Here is a 22,455-nt window from a genome sequence, read left to right as displayed (position 1 = left end):
CTCCTGACGAGGGAGGCCGGGGCAGTCGTACGCCGGTACCGCGGGTGGTTCAGCCGTGCCGCGCCGGGCCGGGCAGCAGCGGCCGGTGCTCGGCCCGGTGCATCGCCGCCTCGCTGACGGCGGGATCCTTCGAGGCCGTCATCACTCCGCGCAGATACGCGCCCGCGGCGGACTCGTAGAGCGCGCGGGTCGCGGCGATCCACTCCCGCGCGGCCTCCCGGCGGTCCTCCTGCCGGCCCTCGGCCGTCTCCTGCGCGGCCCGCGCCCGCTCGGCGTCCGCCACGCTCCGCGCACGCTGCCGTTGCAGGTCTTCCCGCCGTTCGACCGCCGTACGGAAGGCGTCGAGGAACGGGTGTTCACGGAACAGGCCGAGCAGGAACCCGACACCGCCCGACAGCAGCAGCAGCGCGCAGAACAGCCAGGTCACCGTCTGGGTGGTCAGGTGCAGCCGGTCCACCAGGGTGGTGGAGTCGGTGCCCGAGCCGCCGAGCCCGCGGAAGCCGGCGCCGTCCCCGGTGTCCGCGGCCGGCGTGTCGTGCTGCGTCACGAACTTGGCCCGCAGCGTGCCGAGCAGCCACGTCAGTCCGCCCCACACGCCGAGCAGCGTCAGGGACGGCAGCCAGCCGCTGCGCGGCGCCCCGGTCCCCGAGCGCCACCGCAGCATGTGGCCCGACAGGTGCGGCACGATCAGCATGACGACGGCGGACGAGACGGCGAGCGTGCCGGACATCAGGTCCCCGCTGGTGCTGCCGACACCGTGGAAGGGCTGGTAGGCGACCCAGTAGACCGGCACTTCGACGGCCATGATGACCCCCAGCAGGACCAGCGTCAGCCACCGGGGCAGGCCGGGCCGGGTCGTCAGCCCCTCCCACCCGCCGGCCGACGCCCGCACGCCGGTCTCCCGCAGCGCGGCGCGGTAGTCGTCCGCGAGCCGGCCGGACGCGGGGCCGTCCGGCGTGGACACCGGCTGCCAGTCGTCCCCCGGGTCCGCGCCCTCGCCCGTGCCGGACGCAGGTGCGGTGCCGTCCTTCGGAGGGGTCGCGGCGGCCTGGGCCGGGGCGGGTCCGGCCGGACCCGCGGCCGCGTCCCCGAAGCGGGCGCGCAGCCAGCGCTCCTCCACCCGTTCGCGCAGCCGGTCGCGGAAGCGCAGCCAGCGCGAGGAGCGCAGTGCGAGCAGGTCGAGCTGGTTCAGGGCCGCCTCGATGTCCCGGTCGGCCTCCTGCAGCCGCCTGTCCAGCAGCCTGGTGCGGTCCTCGCTCGTGGTGACGTCGGCGGCCGACCGGGCGTCCTGGAGCCGGGCCTCCTCGTTCCGCCTGCGCAGGTCCTCCTCGATGCGGTGGACCATGGTGTCGCGCTGCGCGGCGAGTTCGGCGAAGTAGGGCAGCAGGCCGTCGCTGTACAGCAGCCACGGGTCCAGCGTCTTCTTCTTGCCGGCCTCCTGCCCGTTCTTGCGGGCGTCCTTGAGCAGGGTGCCCTGGTCCGCGGTGTCGAGGACCAGGGGCCGGGGGCCGGTGTGCCCGCCGGTGGCCTGCCCGGTCCGTACGGTGCCCGGCGCGGTGCGTCCGGGGAACGGGATCCGGAGGCGGCGCGGCCGTGGCTCGTCAGCGCCGGTAACGGGAGTCGACATGTGCCTTGGCCCTCCCTTCGAGTGCTTCGACCCAGAAGGACTCGAAGTCGTCGGCCTCGCTGGGTTTCGTCTTGTACTGCATGCCGAGCCCGACCGGGAAGACGTCCATTCCCTTGATGCCGGGCAGCCCCCGCTTCTTGACGAGGGAGTCGATGACCTTGGCCCGCCGGCCCTCGGTGGTGAGGTCCTGGCGGGAGAGCACGAATTCCGGGTCCGACTGCCCGAAGTCGCTCACGACGAGCAGCTTGGGCGCCGGGCCGTCGCCGGCCACGGTCTCCCCGATGCGGTCCAGCGCGCCCCAGACGTCCGAACCGTTCTGGGTACGGGCGCACTTCAGCTCGGCGAGCGCGGCGACGGCCGCGTTCCGCCGGGCGCCGGCCCGCTGTGCCTTCTGGTCGGTGTTCGCGTCGTGCGGCGGGTCCAGATCGACCTGGCCCTGCCGACAGGAGGAACTGCGCGAGGAGCGGGTGATGGGGGCGTAGTCGACGGTCCCGCACTTCTGGTCGGTGAGGAACTCCACGAGGCTGTCCTTGAGTTTGGCCTCCGCGTCGAATCCCTCCTTCACCGCGGCGGCGGATCCGGATCCGTCGACCACCACTCCGCACGGGGTGGTGAGGGCTTCCTCCTGTTTGGTGCAGGACACGAGGGCGGACAGTGCGCACACCAGCGGGACGACGACGGCGAGCCGGCGGGTGGTGCGGACGGTGGACCGGTGACCGGTCCGGGCCGAGTGATGCACGATGACGTTCCCTGGCCTTCCTGGGAGACGGGGAGCGGTGGAGCGGTGGACGGGAGCGGAGCGAGAGGTCATCCCCGGCGGGCGCCGTGGGCGGCACCGCCGGACGCCGCCTGGTTGTCGATGATGTGCAGGGCCTGGGCGACGGCCGACGCGGCGGCCGGGTCACCGGCCCGTTCCCCGGCGTACCAGCGGTCGGTGAGCAGGCTGTCGTCGACGCGGGCCCAGGTGTGGTCCAGCGTGATCCGCCCGGGCAGCCGGCCCGCGGGCCGGGACTCCTGGACCAGGCCGGCCGCCCGGCCGCCGGCCCACACGCCGTCCCAGTAGCAGGCGATCAACTGGTTCGCCGCGTCGGCGAGTTGCTGGGCCTGCTGGCGGTAATCGGCGGCGGCCGAGCGCCACTCGCCGACCATCCGCCCGTACCGGGCGAGCGCGGCCGGCGCCGGCTTCTTGCGCACCGTGTACTGGGTCACCACCCGTACCGACTCGGCCTGGATCCGGATGTGCAGCTCGCGGTGCGCCCGGAGCATGTGGGAGCGCAGCCGTGCGGTGCCGCGCCGCACCCGGGCGTGCAGGCCCAGGATGTACGGCGGGAGGCCGGCGGTGCCGTCGGCCGGTCCCCGGCCCCCCTCGCTGTCGGTGAGGAATTGCAGAAGTTCGGCCGCGTCCCTGCGGCCGTGCGACCGGGCGCGCGCCGACGACAGGAGCCCGGCATTCAGGTGTCGGACCCGGACATTTATTCGAGCTTTGTTGATCATTTTCGAAAGTCCCCCATTCGTCGCGGGCGGTCCGGGTGGGAAGGCGCCGCGATGGGGAGAGGTTAGCGGGCAAAACCCTTGACGGGACCGGTGTTTCGCGGGAAAACCGATCATTCTCGGGGACGTTCCGGAAAACAACCGGATCCCGCCCGGCGGAGAGCCGGACGAAGGGCCCGAGGCAATTGCGGGGGTCCGCCGGCGCGCTGGATACTCCAAGCCGGCGCGAGGAGGAGAAGCCGTGGAATTACGTCTCGACGGGACGCACTACCCGTTGGAAACGCTGGGCCCGGGAAAACGGCTCGGCATCTGGTTCCAGGGCTGCACGCTGGCCTGCGCCGGGTGCATGTCCCGGCACACCTGGGACCCGGACGCGGGAACCGCCGCCACGGTCCCGGAGGTGCTCGGGCTGTGGCGGCGGGCCCTCGCCGACGGCGCGGACGGTCTCACGGTCAGCGGCGGCGAGCCCCTTCAGCAGTCCCGGGCGCTCGCACACCTCCTCGCCGGCGCGGCACGGCTGCGCGACGGGGCCCGGCGGCACGAGGGGAGCGCCGGGTCCCGCCCCGCCGACCTGCTGGTGTACACGGGGTACGACCCCGAGGAGCTGACGCCCGGTCGGCGCCGTGCCCTCGACGGCGCGGACGCCGTGATCACCGGCCGGTTCCGGGTGGCGGAACCCACCCGGCTGGCCTGGCGCGGCTCGGCCAACCAGCGGATCGTCCCGCTGACCCCGCTCGGCGCCACCCGCTACGCCCCCTACCTCACCCGCGAGTCCCCCGGCCCCCGGTTGCAGCCGGCGCCCGGCCCGGACGGCGCGCTGCGCCTCTACGGCGTCCCGCTGCGCGGCGAACTCGCCGCGCTGGAAAGCCGGCTGGGCAAGGACGGGGTGGCCCTCACGGAGCGGAGCTGGCGGCCGTGAGCAGCCGGGCGTGGCTCTCCTCCGGCGTGACCAGCAGCACCGACCAGGACGGGTCCCGGCGCAGCTCCTCGCGGACCGCGTCGAGCAGCCGCCGGGCCACCGTCTCCACGGGCAGCCCGCCCCGGCCGGAGCCCAGCAGCGGAAAACAGATCGAGGACATCGGCAGAGAGAGGAACTCGCTCTCGTGGCGGGCAAGTTCGAAGGACCTGCGCACCGCCTCGCCGAGCACGGCGGGGGACACGTGATAGCGGTCGCCGTCCCCGACCGGGGTCGCGATCGCCGCGTGGTGGATGCGCCGCACCCCCTGGGCGGCCAGGGCGCCGGACGAGGTGGCGACGACCGTGCCCGGCCGCACCTGCATGCCCGTCCTGCCGTGCGTCCGCAGCCACACGCCCAGTTCCCGGGACAGCACGTCGTCCACGATCTCGCCCTGGGCGTCCCGCACGGCGGCGGCCCGGCGCAGCGCGCCGGAGACCGTGGGACGGAAGGTCTTGGACATCTCCAGATACGTGTTCTCCGAGGACACCAGGATGTCCACGTCCCGTACGTCCTCGATCGGGCACACCCGCACGGTGATCCGGCCCGCCGCGGCGCCCGGACGCACCGGGCCGGCGACGGCCGGTGCGGTGCGCGCCGCGGGCGCGGCCGGCCCGGCCGCCGTCGGTTCCGGTACCGCCTCGGCCGGCTGACCGGCCGCCTGGCGGGCCACGGCCAGCACCGCCGCCGCCAGTTCGGCGATGGCGTCGTGCTCCTGGCTCTTGCGGAACCGCTCCGTCGTCACGCCGTAGACGGCCGCCGCGGCCTTGCGCCGGTCGGTGCCGGGCACCCCGCGGCGCGCGGGGAAGATCCCGAACGAGTGCGCGGCGGCGCGGGCCAGCGGATCGCTGGAGTCGTCGTCCCGCACCGGACGCCCGCCGGCCAGCCGCCGTACCGCCGCGCCCAGCAGTTCCTCGATGCCGGTCTGCTCGTCCTCCGGCCCGGCGCACAGCCCGGCCGCGACCGCCGCCTGACGCAGCGCGTCCCTGGTGCAGTGGCGCAGCCCGGGCAGGCCGCGACGCCTCAGTTCCCGGAGTTCGGCCACGAGGCTCTCGTGCGAGGGCAGGGGGTGCATGCTGCGCATCGTAGCCCCGCCCGGGGATCCGCTGAAGATCCGGGAAACCCCCTGTCGCCCGCCGGGAACCGGGATATCTTCGTCCCCCCGCGGCCCCCGCACCGCACCGCCGCGCCCCACGGCGCGGCCCCCCGGTGCGCCCAGCGCGTTTCCCGGAAGGCCGGAAGATGACGACCACGCCGCCCACCCGATTCGTCGACCCCGCCGAAGGCGGTTTCACCGACGCCCGGTTCACCGAGACCCGCCCGGTCCTCGCCGGGGTGCCCCGCGAACTGGCCGACCGCTTCCCGCTCGTCGCCGTGCTCGCCGAGGCGCGGCGGCCCGCCGAGGCGGTCGTCCTGCGGGTCCGCGACCTGACGGCCCGGCACGGACCGTCGGAGATACCCCTGGTGCTCAAGTGGTACCACCGCCTGCACGCCCCGGACCCGGCCGTGGAACAGGAACTGCGGGAACTCGGCGCACTTGCGGCCCCGCACCTGGAACGCCTCCTGGAGACCGGCGAGGCGGACGGCCACCCCTGGCATCTGTACTGGTCGCACGGCGAGGAGACCCTGGAGAAGTACCACGAGGACCATCCCGACGGCCTGCCCGCCGACGCCGTCCGGTCCCTGGCGAGCCAGCTCCACGAAGCCGTCACCGCCCTGCACGGACGCGGTGTCGTCCACCGGGACATCACCCCCGACAACATCATGGTGCAGACCCGCCGCGGTGCCACGGCCGACCTCGTCCTCGTCGACTTCGGCGCCGCCGTCCACCGGCCCGACGAGGCCCTGGAACCCCGGACGGACTGGCGCGGCAAGCCCCTGTACCTCGCGCCGGAGGCCGGACTGCTCCGGCAGACCGTCTCCGAGGCCGGCGACTGGTGGTCGCTCGGCATGGTCCTCGCCCAACTCGCCCTCGGCCGCCACCCGATCGAGTTCCGCCGGGACGAGGACGTGCTCGCCGAGATCGCCACCCACGACCCCGACGTCTCCGGCATCGCCCACCGCAGGACCCGCCTGCTCTGCGAGGGCCTGCTCACCCGGGCCCCGGAACACCGCTGGGGGGCCGCGCAGGTGCGGGACTGGCTGGACGGCGGGGAGCCCTACACCGCCCCGCGCACCGACGGCCGCGTCTTCGCCGACGACCCCACGCGCCCCGTGCTCCGGCCGTTCCCGTTCATGGGCCGGGAGTTCACCGGCACCGAGTCGCTCGCACTTCACCTGGACCAGAACCACGTCTCGGCGGCGCGCATGCTGGCCGACGACGCCGACCGGGCGCGACTGGTGGAATGGCTGGACCAGTTCAGGACCGTCGGCGGACGCGGCGAGGAGGAACGTAAACGGCTCGACGAGCTGTGCGAGGAGCTGGCCAGGCCACCGGCCCCGGAAGGCGTCGCCCGGCTGCTGAACTGGCTCGGCCCCGGCCTCGACGTGGCCTGGCACGGAGTCCGCCTGGACGCGTCCGGCATGCGCCTGCTGTGCCAGGGCGCCCGGGACGGACACGCCGACGCCGTCGCGCTGCTCCGGCATCTGGCGGAGCGTCCCGGGGTCATGACCGAACTCGCCCGGCGGCCGGGCGGCCACGGACTGGACGAGACGGCCACCGCGTGGCAGGCCCTGCGCAGCAGGTGGGAGCCCACCGTTCGGGAGGTCGCGCGGGACCGGCAGGACCGCACGGCCCTGCGGCGCACCGCCGAGGTGGACGCCTGGCTGCTGCAACTGGCCCGCGAACCGGAAGCCACCAGGCGCCGGCTCACCGACTCGCTGCGGGACGTGCGCGCGGAACTGCCCGAGACGGTGCCCTGGTTCGACGCGCTGCTCTCCGCCCAGGACGACGACCCGCGTCTCGTCGTCGCCGTCCGGCTCGCCGCCCGGGCCCGGCAGGAGTCCGCGGCCCGCAGGGACCGGCGGATCCAGGAGGAGCAGGAACTGCGGTTCGCGGCCGACCAGGACGGACTGACCGCCGTACTGCGCCGCCTGGACCGTCTGCCCACCCTCGGCTGGGCGCTGTTCGGCGCGGTCGTCGTCACGGCACCCTGGACCTTCGTCATCGGCCTCGCGGACGTCTTCGGCCGCGCCACCCAGGAAGCGGTCGTCACGGCCTGGCTGGAGGCGCTGCCCGCCGCCGCGGTCGTCTTCGTGGCGGAGCTGTGGACCGCCGTCTACATCGGTCCGCCCTTCTACCACCCGCACCGGTCGGTGGCCGGCCTCCTGATCCGGGGCGCGGACCGCCCCGGACAGCTGGCCCGCACCCGGATCGGCCGCTGGATCGCGGCGGCGCTGCTCGTCCTCGCCGTCTTCCTCGGGTTCTACGCCGTCGCCGTCGCCCCCTGGCTGTGGCCGCTCGCCACGGCCGTCGCCGTCACCGCCTTCGGCGTCCGCCGGTGCTGGGCATGGGGACGACAGCGGCGCCGGGCCCGAGCGCGCCGGGACGCCGCGCGCCCCGGACCCGGAATCCGCCCGCGACCCGGCCGCCGGGCCCCGGCATGGCGGCCTCGGCGCCGTGCGCGGCCGACCCCGCCGCAAAACGGCCGTCGCGCTCCCCGGTGGCGGCCGTGGGACGCCGTCCGGGCGCGGTGGGCGGCCCGTGAGCGGCCCGGGACGACGACCGACACGACAGGAGATCAGGCATGAGTTCGGGTTTCGCCATCCCCAGCATCCAGACGGTGGCACCCGCCGTGCACTTCCCGCCGCCCGCGCCGCCCCTGGACCCGCAGGCACTGCCGCACACCGGCATGCTGCACCTGCACGACGCGGCCGGGCAGGCCTCCGGCCACCTCGCCGACGCGGCCGGGCAGGCCGCCCACCACGCGGCGGACGCCGCGCTGCAGGTGCTCGGCTCGCTCAGCGGCGTCCTGCTCGTCGGACGGGCCGCGCTGCTCGGCACCCGGCTGCTGGCCGCCGGAGCGGTACGCGCCGCCGAGGAGCAGCGGTGCCTGGAACGGCAGCAGCGCCTCGCGGCCACGGCCGCCGAGCAGTGGGAGGCCGCCGCCTTCGCCGCCGCCCGCACCAACGCCCGCCGCCACGCCCTGCTCGCCCGGGTGGCGCGCGCCCGGTCCTCCGACGGCCCGCCCGGACCCCCGCCACGCCCCGACGTACCGCCCCCGCTGACCCCCGTCGGCGCCCCGCTCGCCGACCTGCGCCGCGAACTGGCCCGCGCCGAGGAGGCGTTGCACCGCGCGGAGCAGCGGCAGGCCGAGTGGGAAGAGCGGCGGATCTCCGCACAGTTGCGGCTGGAGGAGGACCGGGACGACGAGTGGCAGCGCGCCTTGCGCGAGAGCCGGGAGGACGCGCTGCGCCGTTTCGCCGCCGAGCGCACCGCCGAGGCCGAGGCCCGAGGACCCCGCCCGCCCGTCCGCACGCCGGCCACCGAGGTGCTCGACGCCCGGGAGGTGCGCCGCACCGGAGCGGGCATCCTCGGCCGGCTGGACCCGTACGCCGCCCCGGAGGCGGCCGGCCTCGCCGCGCAGGCGGTCCGGGACGCCGTACGCCGCGCCGCCGAGGACCCGCGCCGGGCCCGCATCCACCTCACCGAGGCCCGCAAGTTCGTGCGCGACGCCAACCGGCAGGCGCACGAGACCCGCGCGGCACAGGAACGCGCCGCCCTGCACCACGACTTCCTCGTGTACGAGACCCCGGACGGCGCCGAGGACCTCGCCCCGGCACCGGACGCCGTGGCCCTGCTGCGGCGCACCCTGGACCAGGGCGTCCCGCTCGGCCCCGCCGAACGGGAACTGGTCGAACGCCGGGTCACCGAACGGCTGCACGCCCTGGAGGCCCTCTACGTCCGCGAGCGGTGCGCGGGTGCCGTCGCGGAACTGGCCCGGAGGTTCGGCGGCGAAGCCGGGCTGGGCCAGGGCGCCGGGCAGGAGATCCGGCTCGACTGGACCCCGCGGGGCTGGGACCCCGGCCACTGGCTCCGGGCCACGCTGCTCGACGGCCGGCTGAGCGTGGCGACCATGTACCGGGGCGGACCGGGAGAGCGGACTGCCGGGCAGCGCGCCCTGGACGACGAGCGCTGCGCCGAGGCCCGGGCACGGTTCACCGAACTGGAGGAGATCACCGGAGTACTGGGCCTCGGTCTCGAATTCAAGGTCGAACACACCGAAGGAGCGCTGCCGGGCGTGCTGGGAGAGGACGCCCTGGTGCTCAACGAGCTGATCGACGAGGGAGAGCGGCCCGCGGACACGCACGGGGACGTCCGTCATCCGCCGCTCAGGCAGCGGCAGGTGGGCGGCGAGGACCACCGCAGAGGCTAGACCGAGGCACCCGCGGCGGGGTCCGTGAGCACACCGCCGCAGCCATGGCCCGCGCGCGGCCCGCGACAGCGCGCACCGGGGAGGAACGATGGACCTGTCCAAGGAAGACCGGCTGCCGCCCTTCGTGGAGGAGCTGACCGGAACGCTCGGCGTGCACGCGCAGTACGTCCTGCACGGCAACATCCGCGATCTGCACCTGGTGTCCCGGCGCGGCCGGGAGCGGTTCTACCCGCTGCTCGACGTGCTGTGGAACCCCCTGCGGCAGAAGGGCTACGAGGTACTGGTGGTCTGCGACCAGGTCAACGGCTTCGGCGTGGCCCAGTCCGGGCAGGGCGACGCGGAGGCGGCCGTGGCCGAACTGCTCCAGGGGACCGGCGACTTCCCCGGCCACACGGCGGCGCGCCGCCAGGCGGTGCTGGAACAGATGCGCAACATCACGGGCGGGTGGGCGCGGCAGCGGACCGAGGTGCCGCGCGACGGCCGCCGGCTGCCGCCGCTCCGGGTCGCCCTGGTGATCGACCACGCCTCCCGGCTGCTCGCCGACCCGTCCCGGCCGAGCCCCGACGAACGGGACTTCTTCCTCGCCTGCCTCAAACTCGCGCACGAGGCCGAGCCGTTGCCGCCCCGGCCCGGCACCGGCGCCGTGCCGCAGGGCCCGGGCCTGTTCAACCCGGTGATCTGGCTCGCCGACGGCGAACGGGACGTCCCGGCGTGGCTGATCTCCGGCAGCGAGCGGATCCGTGCCATCGCCGTCCCGGAGCCCGACGCGGACGAACGCTCCACGATGGCCCGCCTCCTGCACCAGGTCTACGAGCGCTACCCGGGACACGGCACCCGCGACGGCGCCGCCGCGGCCGGCGGCACGGACGCCGAGGAGGCGTCCCGCGCGGTCGGCGCCTTCGCCCGCGCGGCCTCCGGGCTGAGCCTGCGGGCCATGGAGGAGAGCGTGAAGCTGGCCCGCTCCCGCGGCCTGCCGTTCACCGCCATGCCCGACGCCGTACGGATCTACCGGCTGGGCGTGGAGAAGAACCCCTGGGGCCGCGACGAGATACGCCACCGCATCCTGCGCGGCGAGGACCCCGAGAACGAACAGTCCATTCCCCGCCGGGTCCTCGGCCAGGACGCGGCCGTGGCGCGGACCCTGGACATCCTCAAACGCGCCGCGCTGGGACTGTCCGGGGCCCAGGCCACCAGTCCCGGGCACCGGCCGCGTGGCGTGCTGTTCTTCGCCGGCCCGACCGGCACCGGCAAGACCGAGCTGGCCAAGGCCGTGGCGTCCGTGCTGTTCGACAGCGACCAGGCGTATCTCCGGTTCGACATGAGCGAGTTCTCGGCCGCGCACTCCGCCGACCGGCTCGTCGGCGCGCCCCCGGGCTACGTCGGCTACGAGGCGGGCGGCGAACTGACCTCCGCCGTACGGGAGAACCCCTTCCGCGTCATCCTCTTCGACGAGATCGAGAAGGCCGACAAGGGCATCCTGGACAAGTTCCTCCAGGTGCTGGAGGACGGCCGGCTCACCGACGGGCAGGGTGTCACCACCTACTTCAGCGAGTGCGTGCTCATCTTCACCTCCAACCTCGGGGTGCAGCGCACGGACCCGGAGACCGGGGAACGCGAGTGGATCGTGGCGCCCGGCACGCCGTACAAGGAGCTGGAGGCCACTGTCCGGGACAACGTCAAGAAACACTTCGAGCAGGTCATCGGCCGGCCGGAGCTGATGAACCGGATCGGCGGCAACGTCGTCGTCTTCGACTTCATCTCCGACGACGTCGCCGAGCGGATCTTCGACCTCCAGGTCCGCAACATCCAGCGGCAGCTGGCCCAGGGACACCGGCTGGTCCTGCGGATCGAGGACAAGGCCCGGCGGGAGTTGCTGGAGCACTGCACCCGGGACAAGTGGAACGGCGGCCGGGGCATCGGCATGGTGCTGGAGACCCATCTGATCAACCCGCTCGCCCGGGAACTGTTCACCGCGTCCGACCTCGGCCCGGGCACCACGGTGGTGGTGACGGAGGTACGCGAGGCGGAGAGCGGACGGGTGGACACCAAGGTCGTCGTGAAGAAGGGAGACACCGTTGGCGGAGGTAAGGGACTGGGATGACGACGACTGGTTCGACGGCGGCGGCGAGTCCGGCGCCGTCGCCGAGCCCGAGCCCGAGCCCGAGTCCGAGCCCGCGCCCGACACCGGACCGGCCGCCGGACCGGCCGCCGGACCGGCCGCCGGGCGGGACGGCGGCGGGGGAGAGGCCGATGACGACGACTGGCAGCCCGTGGGTGGCGTCACCGCCCTCCACCAGCCCCAGCCGGCACCTCCGCCCCCGCCTCCGCCCCCGCCCGTCGGCGAGCGGTGCCCGCGCTGTGCCACGGTCGTCCCGGCCGGTATGCCCGCCTGTCCCGGCTGCCTGACCCCGGTCGGCGCGGGTCCGCGTCCGCAGCGGCTGGCCGGCGGTGTGCTGCGGCTGGTGTTCCGGGCCGGCGGCGGCCATCTCGACGTGCCGCGCGGCGGGGAACTGCGGCTGGGCCGGAGCGGTGGCTGGGCGCCCGAGGCGTCGGTGCTCCTGGCGGACGAGGAGACCGTCTCGGCGCGGCACGCCGTCGTCGTGCACACCCCGGACGGGGCGGCCTGGGTGAGCGAGGTCGCGCGGGGCGCCACCAACGGCACCCGGGTCAACGACCGCGTCCTGGTGCCCGGCCAGGACGTCCGCCTGCGCAACGGCGACCGGCTCGAACTCGGCCCCAAGGTCTGCTTCACGGTCCGCGGCGTCGAGGACGAGCCGGCCGAGGCGGACTGAACGGGGGCGGCCGGCCGGGCCGGAACCCGCCGCGGGTCAGCCCCGGCCGTCGCCCAGCGTGGCCACCGCGGCCTTCGCGGCCCTGATGGCGCCCTTGTTGATCTCGTCCGTCGTCGGGGCCTTGCGGGTCTCGAAGTCGCTGCCGCTGTAGGTGACGACGACGAGGGCGTTGGCGACGCGGACCAGCACGACGCCCTCGCGGGTCTGCTGCTTGTCCTCGGTGGCGAGGCCGACGACGGAGTACGCGGTGTCGCCGAGCCCCGGCACGGCTCCGCCGCCGCTCTTCTCCGCGACCCGCTGCTCGTACTCCTTCGTCGCCTCCTGGTCCGACTCGCCGATCTCGAACGACACGTCCAGCCAGCGGTAGTCGTAGCCGTGGAGCGCGTTCCAGGAGCAGGTGCGGCGCAGCCTGGTGTCCGTCGAGGGGATCTCCTTGCCGGCCGGTTTCGCGCCGGGCACCAGGGACGCGAGGGTGGCCGCGGGCACGCCGGCGCAGGGCGAGGGCGCGGTGGTGTACGTCGGCGCGGCCGTGGTGGCGGACGGGGCGGCGGAGGAGGCTGCGACGGGCGGGTTCCGGAGTGTCTGGTGTCCGGCGGCGGGCGGCGCGGCCGGGCCGCAGGACAGCGCCCAGCCGGCGCAGGCGAGCACCGCGACCGGCGACAGACGCGCGGTGAGAGCGAGCGGCAGAGGAAGGGAACGCACGACGCACTTCTCGTGGGGGAGGGGGTGGAGGGGTCCGCGGGGGCGGACGGGGTACGACAGTGTCACATGACCGCCTGTGCGGCGGAAGTGCCGACGCACTGCGTGCCCACCCGGTCACGGACGCGCGATCATGCCGTACCGTTTCCGTCCCGCACGCGGCCCGGACACCCCGCCGGACCCGCCAAAGGCTATGGCACGCGCGCCGTCCACTCCGGTGAGCCGAACTTCGTGCGGGCCAGTTCCTCCGCCCGGGCCAGTTCCTCGTCGGTGACCTCGCCCTCGGCCAGGCCGTAGCGCGCGCGGAAGGATTCGATCATGCGGTCGATGACGGCCTCGCGTGCCAGCCCCGTCTGCCGGCGCAGCGGATCGACCCGCTTCTTCGCGCTCCGCGTCCCCTTGTCCGACAGCTTCTCCCGCCCGATCCGCAGCACCTCGACCATCTTGTCGGCGTCGATGTCGTACGACATCGTCACGTGGTGCAGCACGGCGCCCGGGCCACCGCCGGGCCCGACCATCCGCTTCTGCGCCGCGCCCGCGATCTTGCCCTGGTCGGTGGCGATGTCGTTCAGCGGCTGGTACCAGGCCCGGATGCCCAGGTCGCCGAGGGCGCCCAGCACCCAGTCGTCCAGATACGCGTAGCTGTCCTGGAAGGACAGGCCCTGGACGAGGGACTCGGGCACCGACAGCGAGTAGGTGATGGTGTTGCCGGGCTCCACGAACATCGCGCCGCCGCCGGAGATCCGCCGCACCACCTCGATGCCGTGCCGGGCGGCGCCCTCCGGGTCGACCTCGTTGCGCAGCGACTGGAAGCTGCCGATGATCACCGCCGGGGCGCCCCACTCCCACACCCGCAGCGTCGGCGGGCGCCGGCCCGCGGCCACCTCGGCGGTCAGCACCTCGTCCAGCGCCATGTGCAGGGCCGGCGGCTGCGGGGCCTCGTGGATCAGCTGCCAGGCGTAGTCGGTCCAGTCCGTGGCGCGCGCGAGTGCCCGGCGCACCGCGATGCCGACGCCTTCCGAGGTCAGGCCGTACATCACCGTCCCCGCCGGCAGTGCCGCGTCGACGCGCGCGGCCAGCCCCGCCGCGTCGGTGTCCGCGGGAGCGCCCTCCAGGGCGCCGTTCACCGCGTCCAGCGCCTCGTCGGGCTCCAGGAAGAAGTCGCCCGCCACGCGCACATGCCGCAGCGCGCCCTCTTCCACGTCCACGTCCACGACGACGAGCTTGCCGCCGGGCACCTTGTACTCACCGTGCACTGCCTTGGCCTCCGTTCCTGCCGCACGAGAAACGTCCGGCCCGCCCGGGGTGTTCCCGGCGGGCCGGACGGCTTCGTACGATCACCCGGACGACGTACCCGGGCCGCGGGTCGCCGGCCCGGTCCCGGTGCGGGTCACTTCAGGTAGGGGCCGTCGGTGCCGATCTTGCCGGGGCCGCCGAGCACGTACACCCGGAGGTTGCCCTTGCCCGGGGCCGCGACGGACAGCGTGCCGTTGGAGACGGTCTTCACGTCTCCGGTGACGGCGTCGGTGTAGGTGCCGTTCGGGATGCCGGTGTAGGTGGCGCCGCCGGAGACCGTGACGAGGGCGAAGCTGTCCGTGCCGCCGCTGGTGTAGCGGCGCTTGAACGCCATGCCGCCCGAGATGCCGTCGGTGGAGTACTGGCCCATTTGCAGGGCCGGCACGGCCCGGCGGATCTGGTTGAGCCGCTGGAGGTGCTTGACCAGGGGCTGGGCGAGGGTGTCGGCGACCTCGCCGGTGGCGGAGCCGACCTTGCCGAAGTCCGAGGCGGTGACGGTACCGGCCAGGTGGTCGCCGTAGTAGGCGCGTCCGGTGGAGGCGAGCGGGCAGGTGGGGCCGCAGTCGATCTGCTTGCCCTTCTGGAACTCGATCTCCGAGCCGTAGTACAGCGTCGGGATGCCGCGGAAGGTCCACATCAGGGACATGTTCTCGGCCCAGGCGTCGGTGCCGCCGCTGTAGCGCGTGGACGACTTGTTCGGGCCGTAGTCGTGGCTGTCGACGTAGACGACGTTGTAGGTGGCGTCGTTGACGCTGTCGTCGGAGTCCTTGCCGTTGCCGTAGGCGTTCTGCGCGTCACCGAAGTTCATGTGCATGCGCATGTCGATGATGTTCATGCCGGAGGCCTGCGAGTGGTCCGGGGCGTGGTAGGTGTTGCCGTTGAGGAAGGCGTTGGTGGAGGTGGGCTGGCTGCCGGTGCCCAGCTGTTCCTCGTAGTCGTACTGTTCGAGGGCCGCCCGGGCGTCGTCGGCGCTGTACTCCTTGCGTTCCTTCCAGGTGTAGAACTGGGCGGAGTGGTTCACGGACCCGCGGTTCCACTTGTCGTTGACGAAGGCCCCGACCTCGGCGAAGACGAAGAAGTTGGCCGCCTTCCCGGCACCGAACTTCTGCGTGACCCGTTCCTGGATGGCGGGCAGGAAGCGGCGGTTCCAGGTGACCCGGGGCACGTGTACGGCCGTGTCCAGGCGGAAGCCGTCGACGCCCATGTCGATGTACTTGTCGTAGGCGCCGATGAGGTAGTTCTGCACCGCGGTGGACTCGGTGTTGAAGTCGGCGAGGTCCTCGTGCAGCCAGCAGGAGCGTGAGTCCTCGCCCTCCCAGTTGCCGATCCAGCACTGGTGGTAGTACTGCTTGGGGAACATGCCCGAGGTGGGGCTTGGCCACTGGCAGTTGTAGACGGTGTAGCCCTCCGCGCTCCTGCCGCCGGTCGGCTTGCCCCAGTTGACGCAGGTGTTGCCCGTCGGTTCGGCGGTGGACCACAGGTCGCCGTTGTAGTACGACTTACCGGACTTGGGCTCGACCGTCAGGCCGTCGTACTCGAAGCCGTCGTTCTTCTCGTCGTAGTACCAGCTCCACTGGCTGTCGCGGACGCCGTACACGGTCGGTGTGAACAGGCCCTTGGCGCCCCAGCGGGAGCTGTGGTTGTACACCACGTCCTGGTAGATCTTCATGCCCTTGGCGTGGGCCGCGTTGATCAGGTCCTGGTAGGAGGCGCCGGCCGATTCCAGGCGCGGCTCGACCTTGTAGAAGTCGTAGCCGTGGTAGCCGTGGTAGTCGTAGTCCGAGCGGTTGAGGACGACCGGGGTGATCCAGACGGCGGAGAAGCCGAGGGCCTTGATGTAGTCGAGCTTGTCGACCAGCCCCTTGAAGTCGCCGCGGAACATCGGGTCGTTGCCGGCCGCGTTGCCGGACTTCACGTGCTGGCTGCCGCCGCGGTTGTTGGCGCTGTCACCGTCGTAGAAGCGGGCGGTGAGGACGAAGTAGATGGGGTCCTTGCGCGGGTCGGTGCCGAGCGGGGTGCCGGTGGCGGGCTCCGGCGCCTGCTCCCCGGTGGTCACCGTGGCCGCCGCCGAGGCCGGTGAGGTGTTGCCGGCCGCGTCGACCGCCTTGACGGTGTAGGTGTAGGCCGTCTTCGCCTCCAGCCCGGTGTCGGTCAGGACCGTGGAGGTGACGTCCGTGACGGTCGTGCCCTTGGTGCCGCCGGTGCGGGTGACCTGGTACTTCACCACACCCGTGTCGTCGGTGGCCGCGTCCCAGCCGACCACGACGGAGGTGTGGGTGGCGGTGGCGGTGACCTTGGCGGGGGCCGTGGGGGCCTGGGTGTCGGGGTCCGCCGCGGCGCAGGGGTTCTTCGCCCCGGTGGTGACCTTCCGGTCCTGCACGGTGGAGGTGCCGGTGGCGAGCGTGTAGTCGGCGCTGTTGTTGTTGTCCCAGACGCCGTTGCCGTTGTTGAACGCCGCCTTCAGCGAGGTGGCGGTGCCGATGTCGAGGGTCTTCTTCCACCAGCCGGTGCAGGCGGGCTCCATGCCGGCGCCGGGGGCGGTGGTCCAGGAACCGCCGGCCGGGGCGTAGTGGATGTTGGCGGTGGTCCAGCCGGTCGTGGCCGTCGAGTAGTAGACGGTCGCCTCGTTCCCGGAGCCCGTGCCGGTGTCCGCGCACGGGTCGCTGTGGGCGATCACCCCGTCCTTGACGGTGACGGTTCCGGTGCCCAGGGCGTAATTGCCGCCGCCGTTGTTGTCCCAGGTGCCGCTGCCGTTGTTGAAGGCGGCCCGCAGCCCGGTGGCCGAGCCGAGGTCGACGGTCTTCTTCACCCAGTCCGTGCAGGCGGGCTCCATGCCGACGCCGGGGACGACCGTCCACGAGCCGCCGTCGGGGGCGTAGTGCAGGTAGGCGGACGGCCAGTTCTTCGTCTTCGTGTAGTAGAAGACGGTCGTCGTGGCGGAGGCGGTGGCGGCGGCCGTCGGCCGCATCGGGTCCGGCGGCAACTGCGACGGGCCGGTGAGCAGTCCGATCACCCCGGCGGCAGCGGCGCCCACGGCGAGCGCGCGGCGGAGCGGGCGGGGTCGTGGTGGTGCGCTCGCAGGGGCTGTTGACCTTGATCTCATGACGTCTCCCGGGCGGCGATTGGGGAGTGGATGAAACTGGAGACAGTAAGTTGCTGCAACTACTTGCAGAGGGCGGAAGCTACCGGGACATGACAGCCAGGTAAAGGGGTCTCGCAGAGACCCGGTCCCCGACCGCGTAGCCGGCCGCGCGACGGGGCAGCTTCTGATCCGGGCAGCCGCTCACGGGCGAACCGGCCGACGCGCGCGAGACAACGAGGTGAGACATGCGGTTCACGACCCGACCCACCCTGCAAGGCACCTTCGGCATGGTCTCCTCCACGCACTGGCTGGCCTCCCAGTCGGCGATGGCGGTGCTGGAGGACGGCGGCAACGCCTTCGACGCGGCCGTGGCCGGCGCGTTCGTGCTGCACGTCGTGGAACCGCACCTGAACGGGCCGGCCGGCGAGGTCCCGATCCTGCTCGCCCCGGCGGGCGGCGACGTGCGCGTGCTGTGCGGACAGGGCGTGGCCCCGGCGGGCGCCACCCCGGCCCACTACCGGGGGCTCGGGCTGGACCTCGTACCCGGCACCGGACCGCTCGCCGCCGCCGTGCCCGGCGCCTTCGACGCCTGGCTGCTCCTGCTGCGCGACCACGGCACCAAGTCCCTCGACGACGTCCTGAAGTACGCCGTCGGCTACGCCGAGCACGGGCACGCGCCCGTGGAGAACGTCGGCGCGACCGTGGAGAGCGTACGGCGGCTGTTCGAGACCGAGTGGACGTCGTCGGCCGAGGTGTACCTGCCCGGCGGCCGGCCGCCCCGCCCCGGCACCCTGCTGCGCAACCCCGCGCTCGCCGCGACGTGGAAGCGGCTGCTGGCCGAGACCGCGCACGCGGGCGACCGGGAGGCGCGGATCGACGCCGCGCGCGAGGTGTGGCGCTCCGGCTTCATCGCCGAGGCGCTGGTACGGCAGTCCGGGCGGCCCACCAGGGACACCAGCGGCGAACGGCACACCGGCACGCTCACCGAGGCCGACCTGGCCGGGTGGTCGGCCCACTACGAGACCCCGGTGACCTACGACTGGAACGGCTGGACCGTATGCAAGGCCGGCCCCTGGAGCCAGGGCCCGGTGCTGCTCCAGCAGCTCGCCCTGCTCCCGCCCGAGCTGCCCGCCCCGGGCTCCGCCGATCACGTGCACCTGCTGATCGAGGGCTGCAAGCTCGCCATGGCCGACCGCGAGGCCTGGTACGGCGACGCCGCCGAGGTCCCGCTCGCCGAGCTGCTGTCGGACGGCTACAACGCCGGGCGGCGGGCCCTGATCGGCGAGAAGGCCTCCTACGACCTGCGCCCCGGCAGCCCCGGCGGACGCCCCCCGAGGCTGCCCGCCCACGCGCACGCGACGGCGGACGCCCGGCCCGGCTTCGACCCGCTGGGCGCCGGCGAGCCGACCGTCGCCCGGCTGCCCGGCGCGCCCGCCCTCGCGGAGGCCACCGGTGAGGCCGAGGTGGCCGCCGACGGCTCGACCCGGGGCGACACCTGCCACCTGGACGTGGTCGACCGCTGGGGCAACATGATCGCGGCCACGCCCAGCGGCGGCTGGCTCCAGTCCAACCCCGTCGTCCCCGAACTCGGCTTCCCGCTCGGCACCCGGCTGCAGATGACCTGGCTGGAGGAGGGCCTGCCCGGCACCCTCACCCCCGGCCGCCGCCCCCGCACCACCCTCACCCCGTCCCTCGCGCTGCGCGACGGAGTGCCGGTCCTGGCGTTCGGCACGCCCGGCGGTGACCAGCAGGACCAGTGGCAGCTGCACTTCTTCCTGGCCGCCGTCCTGCGCGCCCCCGTCCGCGGCGGCCTCGACCTCCAGGGCGCCGTCGACGCCCCCAACTGGCACAACGACAGCTTCCCCGGCTCCTTCCACCCGCGCCGCCGGCGCCCCGGCAGCGTGACCGTGGAGTCCCGCATGGGCTCCGGGGTGATCGAGGAGCTGCGGCGGCGCGGCCACGACGTCACCGTTGGCCCGGCCTGGTCCGAAGGCCGGCTGTGCGCGGTGGCCCGGGACCCGGCCACCGGCATCCTGTCGGCGGCGGCGAACCCGCGGGGCATGCAGGGATACGCCGTGGGCCGCTGACGGCCCTTCCGGGGCCCTTCCCCCTTTCCGGGGCCCTTCGCCGAGACCCCCGCTGTTCGCGTCGATTCCACCCCGCGGCCACCCGCGGGCCGGGGGCTGTCAGTGGGGCGTGGTCTGATGGGAGGCATGATCGAAGAGACGGAAACCATCGAGGAGTTTCTCGCCCGCCGCTCGGCCGACGTGGAGGAGGCGGTCCGCGAGGCCGCCGCGGCCGAGATCCTGCCCCGCTTCCGCCGCCTCGCCGCGCACGAGGTGGACCAGAAGAGCGGCCCGCACGACCTGGTCACGGACGCCGACCGGCTCGCCGAGCTGCGGCTCACCGAGGCCCTCGGCGCGCTGCTGCCCGGCTCCGTGGTGGTCGGCGAGGAAGCGGTGCACGCCGACCCGGCGGTGTACGAGGCGCTGCAGGGCGACACACCGGTCTGGATCGTCGACCCGGTGGACGGCACCCGCCAGTTCGTCCACGGCGACGACGGCTTCTGCACCCTGGTGGCCCTCGCCCACCGCGGCGCCGTGATCGCCTCCTGGACCTACGCCGCCGCGCGCGGCCGGTTCGCCACCGCCGTCCGCGGCCGCGGCGCCTTCCTCGACGGCGAGCGGCTGTTCGCCGGCCCGCCCGAGCCCGGCCGGGACCTCGTCGTCGCCACCTCCCACCCGGACTACACCACCGACGAGCAGAAGCGCGCGCTGCGCGCCCTGTGGACCGACGGCCTCGCCCCGCGCGCGTGCGGCTCGGCGGGCCTGGAGTACCTCGCGGTCGCCCGGGGCGAGCTGGACGCCGTCGCCTTCTCCTGGGAGGCCGCCTGGGACCACGCGGCCGGGCTGCTCCTGGTCGAGGAGGCCGGCGGCACGCACCTCACCCTGACCGGCGAGCCGTTCCGCGTGACCGGCGGCAACGCCCTGCCGTTCACCGCCGCGCGGGACGCCGCCACCGCCCGCCGGGTGGCCGACGTGCTGCGCACCGCCTCCTGACCGGCCGGTGCCACCCGGACCGGGGCGGTGCCGGTGTCCCGGCCTATCCTGATCCCGAAGGCCATCGGCTGACGAAGGGGTCCGAAGGTGCCGTCGATGCTCGATGCGGTCGTGGTGGGTGCGGGACCGAACGGACTGACCGCCGCGGTGGAGCTGGCCCGCCGCGGCTTCTCCGTGGCCCTGTTCGAGGCGAAGTCCACCGTCGGCGGCGGCGCCCGCACCGAGGAGCTGACGCTGCCCGGCTTCCGGCACGACCCGTGCTCGGCCGCCCACCCCCTCGCCGTCAACTCCCCGGCGTTCCGCGCTCTCCCGCTTAACCGGTACGGCCTGGAGTGGCTGCACGCCCCGCTGCCCATGGCCCACCCGTTCCCGGACGGCACCGCGGCCGTGCTGTCCCGCTCGGTGGCCGAGACCGCCGCCTCCTTCGGACCGCGCGACGCGGGCCCGTACCGCAGACTGGTCGAGCCGCTGCTCGCCCACTGGGACACGCTCGTGCGGGACTTCATGTCCCTGCCGCTGACCGCGCTGCCCCGCGACCCGGTCACCCTCGCCCGCTTCGGGCTGGCCGGGCTGCCGCCGTCCACCTGGCTGATGCGCCGCTTCAAGGACGAGCGGTTCAAGACCCTCTTCGCCGGCCTCGTCGCCCATGTGATGGCACCGCTGGGCGGCCTGGCCACCAGCGCCATCGGGCTGGTCTTCGCCCTGTCCGCGCACGCCCGCGGCTGGCCGGTGGCCCGCGGCGGCTCCCAGGCCCTCTCCGACGCCCTCGCCGCGTATCTGAGAGACCTCGGCGGCGAGGTGCACACCGACTTCGAGGTCAAGCGCCTGGACGACCTGCCGCCCGCCCGCGCGTACGTCTTCGACACCTCGCCCGCCGCGCTCGCCCGGATCGCCGGCTTCGGCGACCACTACGCCGGATACCGCTACGGCCCCAGCGTCTTCAAGATCGACTACGCGCTGGACGGCCCGGTGCCCTGGACGGCGCCCGAGGCCCGCGCCGCCGGCACCGTCCAGATCGGCGCGAGCCGGGCCGAGATCGGCACCGCCCTGCGCGCCGCCTCCCGCGAGGGACGCGCGCCCGAGCGGCCGTTCATGATCACCGTGCAGCCGAGCGTGGCCGACCCGACCCGGGCTCCCGAGGGCAAGCACGTCTTCTGGGCGTACGGCCATGTGCCGAACGGCTGGTCCGGGGACCTCACCGAGACCATAGAACGCCAGCTGGAGCGCTTCGCCCCCGGCTTCCGCGACCGCGTGCTGGCCCGCGCCACCGCCGGGCCCGCCGAGATGGCCGCCCGCAACGCCAACTACGTCGGCGGGGACATCGCCTGCGGCGCGGCCTCCGGACTCCAGCTGCTGCTGCGCCCCAAGCCGTCCCTGTTCCCGTACCACACACCTCATCCGGCCGTCTTCCTCTGCTCCTCGGCCACGCCGCCCGGACCCGGTGTGCACGGCATGTCCGGCCACAACGCGGCCAAGGCGGTCTGGCGGAGACTGCGACAGGACTGAACCGACGCGAACCGGCGCGCGGCCGACCGGAAAGGCGGGACCGGCATGACCGGCATCACCCTCGTCCAAGGCGACATCACCCGGCAGCACGCCGACGCCGTCGTCAACGCGGCCAACTCCTCGCTCCTGGGCGGCGGGGGAGTGGACGGCGCGATCCACCGCCGCGGCGGCCCGGCCATCCTGGCGGAGTGCCGCGCGCTGCGCGCCTCCCGGTACGGCAGGGGCCTGCCCACCGGTCACGCGGTCGCCACCACGGCGGGCGACCTGGACGCCCGCTGGGTGATCCACACGGTGGGCCCGGTCTGGTCGCCGGCGGAGGACCGCTCGGACCTCCTCGCCTCCTGCTACCGCGAGTCCCTGCGCGTCGCCGACGACCTCGGCGCCCGCACGGTCGCGTTCCCCGCCATCTCCACCGGCGTCTACCGCTGGCCGATGGCGGACGCGGCCCGCATCGCGGCCCGGACGGTGCGCACCGCTCCCACCGCCGTCGAGGAGATCCGCTTCGTCCTCTTCGACACCCAGGCGTACGAGACCTTCGCCCGGGAACTCGGCGGCCTCGGCTGACCCGGCGGCGGGTTCCGGCGCGCCCGGCACGGCGGGCGCGCCGCACCGGCCACCGCGCCCGCCGGGCGG

16 protein-coding genes are annotated in these 22,455 nt (G+C 74.1%); 9 read left to right on the top strand and 7 right to left on the bottom strand.

Annotation, left to right across the window (positions count from 1 at the left end; genetic code table 11):
• Positions 1-49: 49 nt before the first annotated feature.
• From SCK26_RS07850 to SCK26_RS07840, 3 genes are all read right to left on the bottom strand, one after another.
• Entirely contained in the window at positions 50-1,627 is a 1,578-nt protein-coding gene (locus tag SCK26_RS07850; protein WP_318200536.1) for a hypothetical protein, read from the bottom strand.
• The gene (locus SCK26_RS07845; protein WP_318200535.1) at positions 1,602-2,366 is read right to left on the bottom strand and encodes a hypothetical protein; all 765 of its coding nucleotides are present in this window, start codon (positions 2,364-2,366) and stop codon (positions 1,602-1,604) included. Before SCK26_RS07845 ends, SCK26_RS07850 begins: the two co-directional genes overlap by 26 nt.
• A gap of 68 nt (positions 2,367-2,434) precedes the next feature.
• A complete protein-coding gene (locus SCK26_RS07840; protein ID WP_318200534.1) occupies positions 2,435-3,121 on the bottom strand; it encodes a hypothetical protein in 687 nt (228 codons plus the stop codon).
• A gap of 238 nt (positions 3,122-3,359) precedes the next feature.
• Between SCK26_RS07840 and SCK26_RS07835 the strand changes: the two genes are divergently transcribed.
• Positions 3,360-4,037, top strand: coding sequence for a 4Fe-4S single cluster domain-containing protein (locus tag SCK26_RS07835; protein ID WP_318200533.1), 678 nt, complete (start codon positions 3,360-3,362; stop codon positions 4,035-4,037).
• Here SCK26_RS07835 and SCK26_RS07830 read toward each other — a convergent pair.
• Positions 4,012-5,148, bottom strand: a complete 1,137-nt coding sequence (locus SCK26_RS07830; protein WP_318200532.1) for a macro domain-containing protein — start codon at positions 5,146-5,148, stop codon at positions 4,012-4,014. The two genes, SCK26_RS07835 and SCK26_RS07830, sit on opposite strands and share 26 nt — an antisense overlap.
• Positions 5,149-5,315: 167 nt before the next feature.
• On the opposite strand from SCK26_RS07830, the gene SCK26_RS07825 reads away from it, so the two are divergent.
• From SCK26_RS07825 to SCK26_RS07810, 4 genes are all read left to right on the top strand, one after another.
• The gene (locus tag SCK26_RS07825) at positions 5,316-7,763 is read left to right on the top strand and encodes a protein kinase domain-containing protein (protein WP_318200531.1); all 2,448 of its coding nucleotides are present in this window, start codon (positions 5,316-5,318) and stop codon (positions 7,761-7,763) included.
• Complete coding sequence (locus SCK26_RS07820; protein ID WP_318200530.1) at positions 7,760-9,388, top strand: hypothetical protein; 1,629 nt, start codon at positions 7,760-7,762, stop codon at positions 9,386-9,388. The genes SCK26_RS07825 and SCK26_RS07820 overlap by 4 nt, the downstream gene beginning before the upstream one ends.
• Positions 9,389-9,476: 88 nt before the next feature.
• The gene (locus tag SCK26_RS07815) at positions 9,477-11,489 is read left to right on the top strand and encodes an AAA family ATPase (protein WP_318200529.1); all 2,013 of its coding nucleotides are present in this window, start codon (positions 9,477-9,479) and stop codon (positions 11,487-11,489) included.
• Positions 11,464-12,180: an FHA domain-containing protein gene (locus tag SCK26_RS07810; protein ID WP_318200528.1), complete on the top strand. Its 717-nt coding sequence runs from the start codon at positions 11,464-11,466 to the stop codon at positions 12,178-12,180. The genes SCK26_RS07815 and SCK26_RS07810 overlap by 26 nt, the downstream gene beginning before the upstream one ends.
• A gap of 36 nt (positions 12,181-12,216) precedes the next feature.
• Here the strand turns inward: SCK26_RS07810 and SCK26_RS07805 are convergent, their stop codons facing one another.
• The 3 genes from SCK26_RS07805 to SCK26_RS07795 all read right to left on the bottom strand — a co-directional run bounded on the left by SCK26_RS07805 (position 12,217) and on the right by SCK26_RS07795 (position 17,143).
• On the bottom strand, positions 12,217-12,882 hold the full coding sequence (locus SCK26_RS07805) for a hypothetical protein (protein WP_318200527.1): 666 nt from the start codon (positions 12,880-12,882) through the stop codon (positions 12,217-12,219).
• Positions 12,883-13,070: 188 nt separating this feature from the next.
• On the bottom strand, positions 13,071-14,135 hold the full coding sequence (locus tag SCK26_RS07800) for a biotin/lipoate A/B protein ligase family protein (protein WP_318200526.1): 1,065 nt from the start codon (positions 14,133-14,135) through the stop codon (positions 13,071-13,073).
• Positions 14,136-14,269: 134 nt separating this feature from the next.
• Positions 14,270-17,143: a carbohydrate binding domain-containing protein gene (locus tag SCK26_RS07795; RefSeq protein ID WP_318205953.1), complete on the bottom strand. Its 2,874-nt coding sequence runs from the start codon at positions 17,141-17,143 to the stop codon at positions 14,270-14,272.
• Between the two features lie 359 nt (positions 17,144-17,502).
• Between SCK26_RS07795 and SCK26_RS07790 the strand changes: the two genes are divergently transcribed.
• The 4 genes from SCK26_RS07790 to SCK26_RS07775 all read left to right on the top strand — a co-directional run bounded on the left by SCK26_RS07790 (position 17,503) and on the right by SCK26_RS07775 (position 22,386).
• The gene (locus SCK26_RS07790) at positions 17,503-19,344 is read left to right on the top strand and encodes a gamma-glutamyltransferase family protein (protein WP_318200525.1); all 1,842 of its coding nucleotides are present in this window, start codon (positions 17,503-17,505) and stop codon (positions 19,342-19,344) included.
• A 126-nt stretch (positions 19,345-19,470) separates the two neighbouring features.
• Positions 19,471-20,316 carry an inositol monophosphatase family protein gene (locus tag SCK26_RS07785; RefSeq protein WP_318200524.1) on the top strand — a complete coding sequence of 282 codons (846 nt, stop codon included), beginning with the start codon at positions 19,471-19,473 and terminating at the stop codon, positions 20,314-20,316.
• A gap of 87 nt (positions 20,317-20,403) precedes the next feature.
• On the top strand, positions 20,404-21,822 hold the full coding sequence (locus tag SCK26_RS07780; RefSeq protein ID WP_318200523.1) for an NAD(P)/FAD-dependent oxidoreductase: 1,419 nt from the start codon (positions 20,404-20,406) through the stop codon (positions 21,820-21,822).
• A gap of 45 nt (positions 21,823-21,867) precedes the next feature.
• A complete protein-coding gene (locus SCK26_RS07775) occupies positions 21,868-22,386 on the top strand; it encodes an O-acetyl-ADP-ribose deacetylase (RefSeq protein ID WP_318200522.1) in 519 nt (172 codons plus the stop codon).
• The last annotated feature ends 69 nt before the right edge of the window (positions 22,387-22,455 follow it).

This window comes from Streptomyces sp. SCL15-4 (genome assembly GCF_033366695.1).
Classification (GTDB): Bacteria; Actinomycetota; Actinomycetes; order Streptomycetales; family Streptomycetaceae; genus Streptomyces.
Note: the sequence above shows the minus strand (reverse complement) of the source record. Positions and strands in the feature narration are given on the sequence as shown.